Raw genomic sequence first — 14,253 nt, 5'->3', positions numbered from 1 at the left:
TCACTTCTAAAAGCGCCACAGCAGATTATGATTCAGTAGTGCCAACATAGGAGCAAGCAATCCATGAGCAAAATTTTCGAAGATAATTCATATACTATTGGTAATACACCGCTAGTACGTTTAAACCGTGTTAGCCAAGGTAAAGTGCTGGCCAAAGTCGAAGCCCGTAACCCAAGTTTCAGTGTTAAATGCCGTATCGGTGCCAATATGATTTGGGATGCCGAGAAGAAAGGTCTATTAACAAAAAATCACGAGCTGATTGAGCCGACATCAGGCAACACAGGTATTGCATTAGCGTATGTTGCCGCGGCCCGTGGCTATAAACTGACCCTGACCATGCCAAATACCATGAGTTTAGAGCGTCGTAAGCTACTCAAAGCCCTAGGCGCAACTCTCGTGCTGACTGAAGGCGCGAAAGGCATGAAAGGTGCGATTGATAAAGCGGAAGAAATTCGCCAATCGGCTCCTGAAAAATACATTTTATTGCAGCAGTTTAATAACCCTGCTAACCCAGAAATCCATGAAAAAACCACAGGTCCAGAAATCTGGAATGATACCGATGGTGAAGTGGATGTGTTTGTTGCCGGTGTAGGTACTGGCGGTACAATTACTGGTGTAAGCCGTTACTTGAAAAAAGTGGCCGGTAAAACCATCACCTCAGTTGCGGTTGAGCCAGCAGATTCTCCTGTTATAGCTCAAACCTTAGCGGGTTTACCAGTGCAACCAGGGCCGCATAAAATTCAAGGTATTGGTGCAGGCTTTATCCCTGGTAACTTAGATTTAGAATTGATTGACCGTGTTGAGGCTGTAACTAACGATGAAGCCATCGACATGGCCCGCCGCTTAATGCAAGAAGAAGGCATTTTAGTGGGTATTTCATCGGGTGCCGCCGTTGTCGCCGCAAACCGCATCGCTGAGTTGCCAGAGTTTGCAGGCAAAACCATTGTGGTGATTTTGCCATCGGCAGCCGAGCGTTACCTATCTTCAGTCTTGTTCCAAGGCCAATTCGGCGACGAAGAAAACGTTCAATAAACGACGTTTTCTCGTCCTTAAAATACCCAGCTTTGGCTGGGTATTTTTATTTATGGCATTCCATTATTTAGATCTCGATTACAGAGCATAAACAAGTTACTGCTCAAGTTTGGATACAGCTCATAGTTCTTCGTATCTCAACTGGCTTTCACGGCTAACTTGGTTATAAAGAACGGACCCGCTCGCCAATTCATTCCTTTTTATGTCTTTTTACCGAACACCAAGTAATATCAGCGCCTTCAATGCAAAGTTTGAAGCTCAAAAAATTGCCTTTGGCCCCATTAGTTTCCAAGTCGCCCACTGCCTACTCAAATTCGATGTGCTAGCCCAAATAGATAACGCGGCCGAGCATGGGATCACTGCAGCCGAGTTAAGCCAATCCACCCCACTGAGTGAATATGCCTTGGGGGTATTGTTGGATATGGGACTCAGTATGAGTTTAGTTTGGCAAAATGAAAATTGCTATGTGCTCGATAAAACGGGGCACTTTTTACTCCATGACGACATGGCCGCCATCAATCTTAACTTTGTGCAGGATGTTTGCTATCAAGGCCTTTTTAACCTTGATACCGCGCTACTCGAAGGCAAGGCCGCAGGACTTAAGGTGTTCGGTGACTGGAATACCATCTACCCCGCCTTAAAAGATCTACCGCCCAAAGCGAAACAGAGCTGGTTTGCCTTCGATCATTACTATTCGGATCATGCCTTTCCACAGCTTCTGCCATTAGTGTTTGCCCATAAGCCAAGCCATTTAGTGGATATAGGCGGCAATACGGGAAAATGGGCACTGAGCTGCTGTAATTATGACGCAAACGTTGAAGTCACGATTATGGATTTCCCGGGGCAACTAGAGGTAGCCACACAAAATGCACTCGCACGAGGTTTTGCAGCACGAGTGCATACCTTTGCCACCGATCTGCTGGACGACTCCCAACCCTTTGTCGAAGGCGCCGATACTTACTGGATGAGTCAATTTCTGGATTGCTTCTCAAAAAGCCAAATCCTGAACATTTTACAACGCACGGCAAAGGCAATGACATCAAGCAGCCAACTCTTTATCGTCGAAACCTTTTGGGATAGACAGCCATCGGCCGCCTCCGCCTATTGCGTAAATGCCACTAGCCTCTATTTCAGCGCCATGGCCAATGGCAATAGCCGCATGTATCACTCTAAGGATTTATTGGCCCTGCTTCACCAAGCGGGACTGTATGTGGATGAAGACACAGACAATCTTGGCCTAGGGCACACGCTACTGCGTTGTAAACTCAAACCTTAAGTTTAATAGCAACATAAAAGTAAACAAAACTTATGCAATGAATAAAATTAATCAAATTTATTTATCATTGATACCCGCAGTACACTAAATACATCAAAACAGCGCTCCAAAAAAGCGATGTTAAGCATTGTCAGTATTGAGAGGTATTCAAAATGACTTCAAAACGCAAACGCTGGACATCCCACGCAGCTAAACTTCCCAGCCCTATGGCTGGGTTGGCACTGGCAATTGCCAGCTTAGGTTGGACATGGGAGAACATGACACCTTCACTTAATGGCGCAGGACAACTCACAGGTGCCATCATAGCCTCTGTGTTACTGTTATTGCTCATGGGTAAATTCATGCTTCATCCTAATATTTTAAAGGACGAGCTAAGTCACCCTGTGATTGGTAGTGTGATCCCCACCTTCGCCATGGGCTTGATGGTGGTGTCTAAATCACTCGGCGATTATTTCCCCCATGCAGGCTTAACTCTGTGGCTAGTCGCCATTGGTATCCATGTGATCTTCCTAAGCGCGTTTATCTATTATCGCGCCATTGATTTTAAACTCGAGCACATGGTTCCGAGCTGGTTCGTACCACCCATTGGCATTATCGTCGCGGCGGTGTCTTTCCCAGTGTCTGATTACCAATGGTTAGCAAACGCCATTTTGGTTTTTGGAATGTTAGCCTACTTAATCATGCTGCCTTTGATGCTCTATCGCCTCATTTTCTGTCAGACGATACCTGATGCCGCTAAACCAACCATTGCCATTCTCGCGGCGCCCGCCAGTTTATCACTCGCGGGCTATCTGACTGTTTGTGAGCAGGCATCAATTCCCTTAGTCGCCTTACTACTGAGCATCGCCATTCTGATGACCAGCATCATCTACTTGGCCTTCTTTCACCTACTAAAACTGCCCTTTAGCCCAGGCTACGCAGCCTTTACCTTCCCTATGGTGATCGGTGCAACCGCCCTCTTTAAAACCGCAGCTTGGTTAACGCAGTTCAATAACATGGGTGAGTTAGCGATATGGATAAAATACTTAGCAGAATTCGAACTGGTAATCGCCACCTTAGTGGTTGCCTATGTCGCCCTACGTTATTTAGGACACTACTTTCCACTGCAATTTAACGTGGTAGAGCACAAATCAGTTCTAAATAGCAAATAAACAGAACAGCTTTTTGTAAAAATAATTAACCATACAAATAAATTGTTCACTCAAAAAACTAAACAATAAACCGAAAGCGAAGTGAATAGATATTCACTTCGCCTTTATATTTAAACAGTCAAAATTAAATAATCAGAAATAGCATTTGATTAGTTTTTACTCTTTACAACATTTCATTCCATAATTTTACTTCTAGCTTACTGACGCGGTGTAAAAATATCACCATACAAAATTAAACCGCATGAAAACCCTTATTGATAACACTCATCAATCATCCAATCTAAAATATATGGAATGACAAACCATATCGTTATTAATTTTTACTTTTTCACATAAAATAGTTTCAAACTATTATTAAAAAAACAAAATATAAAACACAAAAAACAAAATAAATATCAACAAATTAAAAACAAATAAGAATCAAAATAAAATCAATTAACTCAAATAAAAAACAAAAACCTCAAATTAAAACCTTAATCACACACACACACACACACAGCCTCTTCAATTTCTATTTTAAAAATAGATTAAGTAACAAATTTCAAACAAAACCCCAGCGTAACCAATGTTGCACTTGTTATTTTCTTGTGGTTATATCCTGAACTCAATTAAATGAGCGCTTAGTTATTTACATAAGTAACCATTTAAGAAAAATAAAAAATAAACATACAACATGTGTTAAGGGAGAATAAAATGCGCACAAATTCTACATTAGCCAAAGCCGTTCGCTTTGCATTAATAGGTGGAGCAACTACTGCAGCTTTATCAACAACAGCGGTATTTGCTGCTGAAGACGGCGCCAAAGTTGAACGTATTGCTGTAACAGGCTCTCGTATTCAAAGAACTAACTTAGAAACATCAACACCAATAACTATGTTTTCTGCAGCAGACATAGAAAAAACAGGGTTCTCTACTGTTTCTGAGTTTTTAAGAACTAATGCTGCGTCTGGTGGATTTAACGAATCATCAACCTTAAGTCAGGCAGCTGGTGCTTCATCAATTGGTGTAAAAGGATTTGATTCAGATTATACACTTATTCTATTGAACGGCCGTCGCATCGCAAAAAATACCGCAGGCGGTATTTTTACTGACGTAAACCAAGTGCCTATGGCAGCCGTTGAGCGAATCGACATTCTTAATGATGGTGCTTCTGCAATTTATGGTTCTGATGCCGTTGCTGGTGTAATTAACATTATTACTAAGAAAGACTTCGACGGTGTAGCATTGAGTGCTAAATATGGCGCAGCATCTGACCATTGGGATGGGAACGAATTATCCACATCAATTGTTGCTGGTGCAAGTAACGAAAAAACTAGCATTTTATTCTCAGCAGAACATTTTGCACGCGATGTAATACAAGGCTCCGATCGTGAGTTTGGTAGAACTTCATTCATTGAAGGACATGAAGGTGGTGAAGGCCGTTCTCCTTGGGGTATCCCTGGCTTTACCAATATTAACTCAGCACTAGTAGATGGTAAGCGTTTAGATAATGCTGCAAAAGGTCAAGGTGAAGCCCCTTGGTCTAGTTGCCCTCCTGAAAGTATTTCTGGTACTCGTTGTTTATTTGACACATCTTCTTTATACCAACTACAACCTAAGTCAGAACGACAGTCAATTTTCACTAGTATCAATCATGAGATGAATGATGACCTAACGTTTAATGGTCAATTCCGTTACACTCGTGCATATACTAAAACCTCTAATGCTCCGGCTCCAGGTCAAGTCGATGTATCTAACAGTCCATTCCTAGCGGATTTTTTACGAAATGACCGTTATAAAGATGACCAAGCAAAAGCTGAAGAAATTATCCGTTTAGTTGAAGCGGGTGAAGCCAACGTTATTGTCGGCCGTCGTTACCTTGATTTTGGGAATCGTGAAAAAGACAATACAAACGAAACATTCGAAACTGTTGGTGGTTTAAATTATAACATCGACGATAATTGGGGCTTAGACTTTGATATTGGTTTTTCTCGTTTAACCAACCGTCAAATTGGCTCAGCGGGTCAATTATTATCCGCAGGTGTTGCAGATGCATTCAATGATCCTAAGTCAAAACTGAATCCATTCGTTATTAATAACTGTAATTCAGCAGAATTAGCTGATACATGCCGAGATCTACAAGCATCAATTCATCGTACAGGCGAATATACAGTCTCTTTCTCTTCTCTTGTCTTATCAGGACTGCTCCCAGGAATTGAGTTACCTGGTGGTGAAATTGGTTTAGCTACTGGTTTAGATATACGCCAAGAGAAATATACCGACCGCTCAGATCCAGCCTCTGTAAATGGTGAAGTGATCGGCGGTGCAGGTTCAAACGGTGGTGGTAAATTTGATAACCTTGCAGGTTTCATCGAACTTTCATTACCCGTACTTGAGAATCTAGAAGTCAGCCTAGCAGCTCGCCAAGATAAAGCGGATTGGGAACTAGCGGATGCAAGTGATACGACTTATTCAGCCAAAGTATCATATCGCCCTATTGACGACTTATTGCTACGAGCATCATACGGAACAGGCTTTAAAGCACCAAACCTAAGCGATTTATTCCTATCAACATCGTTTGGTGTTACTAAAGCTATTGATACTAAGCTGTGTAATGCTGCTGGCAATGTTCAAAGCCACCCAGATTGTCAGCGCATCGAGTTAAACTCGAAAAGCGGTGGCAATCCAGAGCTAACACCTGAAACATCAAAATCTTACAACTTAGGTGCGGTTTATCAGCTTACAGACAACTTATCACTATCTGTCGATTTCTGGTCACTTCAAATAGACGACGTTGTAGGTAGCCTTGCTATTCAAGAGGTTCTGGATGAAGAAGCAAAAGGAAATTTGACAAACTTAGTCGTACGTAACTCAGAAGGCCGTCTAACGGACTCAGAAAGAAACGGTTATGTTCAAACTAACAGACAAAACCTGACAGAACAAAGTGCAACTGGCTTAAACTATGATCTTCAATATAGCAGTGAGTTCTCATTTGGTACTTTGAAGTCAAGCTTACAAGCAGAACAGTTCCTAAGCTATAAAACACAATCTTCAGCGGTACAACCTTTATGTGATGATATTGCTGATAATTCAATGCGCGACTATCGTATTAACGGCAGCATTTCATTAGAACAAAATGATTTTGTAACCTCACTTAATATGCGTTACCTCCCTGGGTACGAAATGTATGATAAGCGGAATACAGGTAACAAGTCTTGCCAATTAGTTGGTTACTACGACATAGGTGCTGAAGTTAATGCTAATGGTGATTTAGTTAACCCAGGCAGAAGTCAACATGTGGCAGCTTATGTACAGTTTGATTTAACAACGGCTTACTATTTTGCTGATGACAACAAAGTTACCTTAGGTATTCGCAACTTACTGGATAGACAGCCATCATTCAGTGAAGTAGATAAATGGCCTTTCTACGATCAAACCGTCTATGACAATATCGGTCGCTTCGTTTATTTACAATATGATGTGAAATTCTAATCTCGCATTTATTAGTTAGAACCCAATCAAAAAACGGCATCTTCGGATGCCGTTTTTATTTACTTCATCATTTACACATCATAGTAAACCGACATAAAAATGCCCAGCTACCTGCTGGACACTTTCACTTCAGACTAATAATTAAAGACGTTTTAGGAATGTTTAGTCAGCTTAATCTCACTCTGATGCTGAGGTTTTTCAGTATGTGAATGTGGTGCAGAAAAGTGTTCATGATGAGCTTTGTGTGGTTCAGCCAAGGTGACTTTACCCTGCTCTATCCACCAATAACCTAAACCAACAATCACACCGCCACCGACAATATTGCCTAAGGTTACAGGTATTAAATTATTGAATATAAAGTTTGCCACGGTTAAATCGGCAAATTGTGCTTGAGTAACCCCTAAAGACACGAAGAACTCTGGGCTGGCGATTGATTGGATCATCATGCCCATAGGCACCATAAATAAATTAGCGATACTGTGTTCAAAGCCACTACTGACGAACATAGCCACAGGTAAAATTAACAGTAACGATTTCGTCAGCACATCACGGCTGGCAAAGGTCATCCACACACCTAAACACACCAACATGTTACATAAAATGCCTAAACTAAAGGCTTGAATCCAAGTATGGTGCAGTTTGTGCTGTGCCACTTTAAGGGCATTTAATCCCCAGTTACCACCATCGAGATCATACATACCTGCGGCAGTGATCAAGCAAACCATCAACATAGCGCCGACAAAATTGCCGGCATATACGCGGCACCAACATTTGAGTAATTCAGCGCCAGTGACCTGTTTTTGTGCCCAGGCGACGGTACTGAGCACAGAACTGGTGAACAGTTCTCCACCGCAAACAACCACTAAGATTAAACCTAAACTAAAGGCTATTCCGCCAACGAAACGAACTAAACCCCAAGACGCATCGCCTGCGCCAGTGGTTACGGTTAAATAAAAAACAAAGGCTAAAGCGATAAAGGCGCCAGCAAACACGGCTAAGCCAAAGGACTGCCAAGGTGCTTTAACCACTTTGCTTGTCCCGTAAATTTCAGCCTGATTGTAACAACTAAAATGAGCTGAAACCTGTGGCGCTTCATGTGCGCTGTTTGTCACAGTTGGAACTGATGACGATGGATTTGGGCTTTTCATTGCATAACTCCAACTTCAGATAAACAAACTTGAACGCGTAGCATAGGTATCTCCAGCAGCGCCATTGCGCAGATAACACGAATCAAAACCGAGATAATGATTTGCTTAGCTTAAATGATGATTCACTAAAGTCTCGCTTTGTATCATACAACGCGCTTATGCTGTGAAGCAGATATTGCTAAAGCGTGATGCTATTCACACCCAAAATGTGAAAACTTTGAAGCCAAAAACACAAAAGGTTAATTGGTCTTACCACAGCGACCCGATTTTCATCGCAAGAATGTGGCTTAATTAAGATGGTATACGATGCATATTCTGCACGTTTCCATCTCATATTTAGCGAACTAACGCTTAAATTAATGCGCTATAGATTCAAGTTAACCTCAGCAATGACACATTAAATGACCAATAGCTTGATGCGTGTATCTCGGTATTCATTAAATTGAACCCACTATAACCCATACTTTAGCATTTACAGTTTAGTCCAACAGCAAGTAACAAGTTGCCTGAATCATAGCAAACGACTGTATTTAGCCACTCTTTAACCCTTCCTGAATGATTTAAGCATTGCATGCTTTATTTGATGGCGTTATGACATGCCGTCTCCTAAATCGACACTAAGTTAGCAAATAAAAATAAATTAATACAAATAGCTAACATCAAACTTATTTTTAATATCATAACCACTGCGCCTACTGTGACAGCTCCCATTATCGAGCCGTGACTCCCACCAATCAAAATCAGCCTATACGAGGATAGATTTATCCTCGCTAAAGGTGGACAGTAAATGGGAACAATATAGGCAGGCTGATTTAAGAGATAATGGGGTTCAGATGTCACACCAACTTAAAAAGCGTGCCGTATTCCCTATTGTGGTAAAAAAATGCTACCTAGCTAGCAAATTTGGGATTAACAGAGCATAAACCTAGCCGTTTAAGATGCGATAGCGACAGACCTATGTTAATATGCTTATGGACAATTGGTCTTACCAATTATAAAGATTTATCAGTAGCCGATAATCAAAGTAAGCGAATATTTGTCATCTTATCGGGTATCAATAGACAGACTTTTGGAGTGACGAGCGCTTCAAAATCCAGTTCCCATCATAGGGCGTCATCATGAAGGGAGCTTTATTTCAGGAATTAGCTATTGGCTTATACTCAGCATTGCTTAACGCTGATCGCCAATAACCTTTTATCTCAACCAGAAGGTATTAGTACGATGACCGACAAAACTGAACTGTTTGCCAACGCATGGGAAGGCTTTACTCCTGGCGATTGGAAATCTGAAGTCAATGTACGTGACTTTATCCAACAAAACTACGCGCCTTTTGAAGGCGATGAGTCCTTCCTCGCCGGTGCCACCGAAGCGACCACAAAATTGTGGGATAAAGTCATGGAAGGCATCAAACAGGAAAACCGTACCCACGCGCCTGTTGATTTCGACACTAAGATGGTTTCAACCATCACTTCCCACGACGCTGGATACATCAACAAAGAATTAGAAACTATCGTTGGCTTACAAACAGACGCGCCGCTAAAACGCGCTATGTTGCCTAACGGTGGTATTCGTATGGTGGAAAGCTCATGCGCCGCCTATGATCGTGTACTGGATGAAGATGTTAAATACGTTTATTCAGAACTGCGCAAAACCCATAACCAAGGTGTGTTCGATGTTTACACCCCCGAAATTATGGCCTGTCGTAAATCAGGTATTTTAACGGGCTTACCCGATGCCTATGGCCGTGGCCGTATCATTGGTGACTATCGCCGTGTGGCACTTTACGGTATCGATTACCTGATGAAAGATAAGTTTGCCCAATTTAGCTCACTGCAAGCGCAGTTCGAAGCGGGTGAAGAATTATCTAACGTTATCCAATTACGTGAAGAAATTGCCGAGCAACACCGTGCATTAGGCCAAATGAAGAAAATGGCTGCCAAGTATGGCTTCGATATTTCTCGTCCAGCGACCAATGCACAAGAAGCGATCCAATGGACTTACTTCGGCTATTTAGCTGCAGTGAAGAGCCAAAACGGCGCTGCCATGTCATTAGGTCGTACCTCTTCATTCCTCGACATCTATATTGAACGTGATCTGAAAAATGGCACCTTAACTGAGCAACAAGCTCAGGAAATGGTTGACCATTTCGTGATGAAATTGCGTATGGTGCGTTTCCTACGTACCCCTGAATACGACGAATTGTTCTCAGGCGATCCAATTTGGGCGACGGAGTCAATCGGCGGTATGGGCTTAGATGGCCGTACGTTAGTGACGAAATCAAGCTTCCGTTTCTTGAACACCCTTTACACTATGGGTCCAAGTCCAGAGCCAAACATCACAGTATTATGGTCAGATAAACTGCCAATCGGTTTCAAAAAATATTGCGCCAAAGTGTCTATCGACACTAGCTCAATCCAATATGAAAACGATGACTTAATGCGTCCTGATTTCCAATCAGACGACTATGCAATCGCCTGTTGCGTGAGCCCTATGGTTGTGGGTAAACACATGCAGTTCTTCGGTGCTCGCGCTAACTTAGCGAAAACCATGCTGTATGCGATTAACGGCGGCGTAGACGAAAAACTGAAAATCCAAATTGCCCCTAAAGCAGACATGATCACAGACGAAGTGCTCAACTTTGATGATGTGATGAATCGCTTAGACGGTTTAATGGATTGGTTAGCGACTCAATATGTCACTGCACTGAACTCAATCCACTACATGCACGATAAGTACTCTTACGAAGCCGCGCTTATGGCGCTGCACGACAGAGACGTACGTCGCACTATGGCTTGTGGTATTGCGGGTTTATCTATCGCAGCCGACTCACTGTCTGCCATCAAATACGCCACCGTAAAACCGGTTCGTGATGAAAACGGCATAGCAGTTGATTTCGATATCAGCGGTGACTATCCAAAATTTGGTAACAACGACCCACGTGTAGATGATATCGCCTGTGACTTAGTTGAACGTTTTATGGCGAAAATTCGTGACCGTAAAATGTATCGCAATGCGATCCCAACGCAGTCAATTCTGACCATCACCTCAAACGTGGTTTATGGTAAGAAAACCGGTAACACACCCGATGGTCGTCGTTCAGGTGCGCCATTTGCACCGGGTGCAAACCCTATGCATGGCCGTGATGAAAAAGGTGCAATCGCTTCTTTAACCTCAGTGGCAAAACTCCCATTTGCCCACGCTCAAGATGGTATCTCTTATACCTTCTCAATCGTGCCAAATGCGCTGGGTAAAGATGATGATGCTCGCCGTACCAACTTAGCGGCATTGATGGACGGATACTTCGACCACAATGACAAAAAAGAAGGTGGCCAACACTTGAACGTCAACGTGATGAACCGCGAGATGCTCGAAGATGCCGTTAAGCATCCAGACAAGTATCCACAACTGACCATCCGAGTTTCTGGCTATGCAGTGCGCTTTAACTCACTGACACCAGAACAGCAACAAGATGTGATCACGCGTACATTCACAAAAGGTCTGTAAGCTAAATTAGTCAAGGCTGTAGTACACTGTGCTACAGCCTCACTTATTTTAACAGGAGTCACAATGGCAGTTATCGGTCGGATCCACTCGGTGGAATCCTTTGGCACAGTAGATGGTCCCGGCATACGGTTTATCACCTTTATGCAGGGCTGTTTAATGCGCTGCCAATATTGCCACAACCGTGACACTTGGGATCTTGATGGCGGAAAAGAAGTTCTGGTCGATGAGTTAATGAGCCAAATCATCAGCTATCGGCCTTTTCTCGATGCCAGCAATGGTGGTGTTACGGCCAGTGGTGGTGAAGCCATTTTACAGGCCGAATTTGTCGCCGAATTATTCACGGCTTGTCAGCAAGAAGGTATTCATACCTGTTTAGATACCAATGGTTTTGTACGTAAGTACACGCCAGTGATTGATGAGTTACTCGACCATACTGACTTGGTCCTGCTCGACATCAAGCACATGGACGATGAAAAACATATTGAGTTAACCAAAGTCAGCAACCATAGAACATTACAGTTTGCGCAGTATTTGGCAGAGCGTAATCAAGCGACGTGGATACGTTATGTCGTAGTGGGCGGATTTACCGACGATGAAGCATCGGCATTACAACTGGCCGAGTTTATCAAGCCCATGAAAAACATTGAAAAGGTAGAGTTACTACCCTATCACGAATTAGGTAAACATAAGTGGGAAGCCATGGGCGAAAGCTATCAACTCGATGGGATATCCCCCCCGAGTCGAGAAACCATGGAAAAGATCAAAGCGGTATTTGTCCAACAAGGGATTAACGCGATTTATTAATCCACAGTAATAGAAAAGCCAAAACGGATAACCGCGGCAACGGCCTAAAGTTCTTCCCAATAACTGGCATCTAAACGCTCAAAGGCTATTTTTAAAATCAGTGCCATATCGAGGTAACAGGCTTTAGCGCCTAACGTGTGGCAATTGATACCCATGGATGACAACTTCGCACTCAACTGGTTAATCCAGTCGAACAGCGTTAACGGTAATGGATGGCGAGCTCGCCAGCCTAACCACAGCAGCCCCTGTAACGGTAAGCTGATGAAAAATAAACCGAGAGTGACAGCTTGGGGCAGAAATGCCCAACCATGAATATACAGCTGGCTCATGCTCACAAAAATCGCCAGCACTGGCATCACCAGTATGGCGAGCTGAGTCGCTCGGACGACCCGATACTCAGGAAAATAAAAACCCAGTTGTCTAACCATAGGCCAAGTCTTCATATACTGATGACCATCACCTAAGGTTTTGAGGATCTTAATGCTCAATCTTAGACACCAACTACAATGGAATACTGCTCTTACCATAGCACAATCTGGCGAATCGCCCCAAGACTGATATGGTAAAAACACCGCAGTTCCTCATTATTTTGAATCGTTATATTAAACACAATGGCAAAGGGTTTACACATGTCAAATAAACTGGTTTTAGTTCTCAATTGCGGTAGCTCTTCTCTCAAATTTGCCGTCATTGACGCGCAAACAGGTGACGACCAAATTTCTGGCTTAGCCGAATGTTTTGGTTTAGAAGACTCTCGCATTAAATGGAAAATCAACGGCGAAAAACATGAAGCAGCCTTAGGTGCATTTACGGCTCACCGTGAAGCAGTTGAATACATTGTTAATAAAATTCTTGCGGAACAACCTGAATTAGCAGCAAAAATTCAAGCCGTTGGCCATCGTATCGTTCACGGTGGTGAGAAATTCACTCGCTCAGTGATCATCGATGAGAGCGTGATCAAAGGTATCGAAGATTGTGCTTCATTAGCCCCACTGCACAATCCTGCTCACCTTATCGGCATCCGCGCGGCAATGGCCTCTTTCCCTAAATTGCCACAGGTTGCTGTATTTGATACCGCTTTCCACCAAAGCATGCCAGACAGAGCTTATGTTTACGCCCTGCCTTACAAGTTATACCGTGAACACGGTATCCGTCGTTATGGCATGCATGGCACGAGTCATTTATTCGTTAGCCGTGAAGCGGCCAAAATGCTCAACAAGCCAATTGAAGAAACGAATGTAATCTGTGCTCACTTAGGCAACGGTGCATCAGTCACTGCCATCAAAGGTGGCAAAAGTGTCGACACTTCTATGGGCTTAACCCCATTAGAAGGTTTAGTCATGGGCACACGTTGTGGCGATATTGACCCTTCAATCATCTATCACTTAGTTCATCAACTGGGTTACACCTTAGAAGAAGTGAATAACCTGATGAACAAGCAAAGTGGTCTGCTGGGCATTTCCGAGCTGACTAACGATTGCCGCGGCATCGAAGAAGGTTACGCAGACGGTCATAAAGGCGCGACCTTAGCCTTAGAAATCTTCTGCTACCGCTTAGCCAAGTACATCGCCTCTTACACTGTGCCACTGGGCCGTTTAGATGCAGTCGTCTTCACCGGTGGTATTGGTGAAAACTCAGATTTAATCCGTGAAAAAGTGCTCAACATGCTGGAAATATTCAATTTCCATGTCGATAGTGAGCGCAACAAAGCGGCGCGTTTCGGTAAGAAAGGTATCATCACCCAAGATAAAGGCACGATTGCCATGGTGATCCCAACGAACGAAGAATGGGTTATCGCCGAAGATTCCATTAAACTTATCAACAAATAAAAAGACCTAAGCCGTTTGCTCACCCAAACGGCTTTATA

Annotated in this window: 9 protein-coding genes; 7 read left to right on the top strand and 2 right to left on the bottom strand. The window is 43.1% G+C overall.

Annotated features, from left to right (window positions below; translation table 11 throughout):
* Positions 1–63 precede the first annotated feature (63 nt).
* The 4 genes from cysK (at position 64) to KFE26_RS13450 (ending at position 6,930) form a co-directional block, all read left to right on the top strand.
* On the top strand, positions 64–1,032 hold the full coding sequence (gene cysK / locus KFE26_RS13465; protein WP_113940761.1) for a cysteine synthase A: 969 nt from the start codon (positions 64–66) through the stop codon (positions 1,030–1,032).
* Positions 1,033–1,234: 202 nt separating this feature from the next.
* Positions 1,235–2,308: a methyltransferase gene (locus KFE26_RS13460; protein ID WP_212600703.1), complete on the top strand. Its 1,074-nt coding sequence runs from the start codon at positions 1,235–1,237 to the stop codon at positions 2,306–2,308.
* A gap of 152 nt (positions 2,309–2,460) precedes the next feature.
* Entirely contained in the window at positions 2,461–3,459 is a 999-nt protein-coding gene (locus KFE26_RS13455) for a TDT family transporter (protein WP_212600702.1), read from the top strand.
* A 693-nt stretch (positions 3,460–4,152) separates the two neighbouring features.
* On the top strand, positions 4,153–6,930 hold the full coding sequence (locus KFE26_RS13450; RefSeq protein WP_212600701.1) for a TonB-dependent receptor domain-containing protein: 2,778 nt from the start codon (positions 4,153–4,155) through the stop codon (positions 6,928–6,930).
* A 152-nt stretch (positions 6,931–7,082) separates the two neighbouring features.
* Here KFE26_RS13450 and focA read toward each other — a convergent pair whose 3' ends face one another.
* Positions 7,083–8,078 (bottom strand): formate transporter FocA, encoded by a 996-nt coding sequence (gene focA, locus KFE26_RS13445; protein ID WP_105252136.1) that lies wholly within the window; start codon positions 8,076–8,078, stop codon positions 7,083–7,085.
* A 1,221-nt stretch (positions 8,079–9,299) separates the two neighbouring features.
* On the opposite strand from focA, the gene pflB reads away from it, so the two are divergent.
* Positions 9,300–11,582 carry a formate C-acetyltransferase gene (pflB, locus tag KFE26_RS13440; protein ID WP_028760972.1) on the top strand — a complete coding sequence of 761 codons (2,283 nt, stop codon included), beginning with the start codon at positions 9,300–9,302 and terminating at the stop codon, positions 11,580–11,582.
* Positions 11,583–11,645: 63 nt separating this feature from the next.
* Complete coding sequence (gene pflA / locus KFE26_RS13435) at positions 11,646–12,386, top strand: pyruvate formate lyase 1-activating protein (RefSeq protein ID WP_105252135.1); 741 nt, start codon at positions 11,646–11,648, stop codon at positions 12,384–12,386.
* 44 nt (positions 12,387–12,430) lie between these two features.
* On the opposite strand, the gene yfbV is transcribed toward pflA, so the two are convergent.
* Positions 12,431–12,874, bottom strand: a complete 444-nt coding sequence (gene yfbV / locus KFE26_RS13430; protein WP_081729091.1) for a terminus macrodomain insulation protein YfbV — start codon at positions 12,872–12,874, stop codon at positions 12,431–12,433.
* A 141-nt stretch (positions 12,875–13,015) separates the two neighbouring features.
* On the opposite strand from yfbV, the gene ackA reads away from it, so the two are divergent.
* Positions 13,016–14,215 (top strand): acetate kinase, encoded by a 1,200-nt coding sequence (ackA, locus tag KFE26_RS13425; RefSeq protein ID WP_107948097.1) that lies wholly within the window; start codon positions 13,016–13,018, stop codon positions 14,213–14,215.
* Positions 14,216–14,253 lie beyond the last annotated feature (38 nt).

This window comes from Shewanella sp. M16, from assembly GCF_018224605.1.
In the GTDB taxonomy this organism is placed as follows: Bacteria; Pseudomonadota; Gammaproteobacteria; order Enterobacterales; family Shewanellaceae; genus Shewanella; species Shewanella oncorhynchi.
The sequence above is the reverse complement of the archived record's forward strand: the minus strand, read 5'-3'. Positions and strand labels throughout refer to the sequence as shown.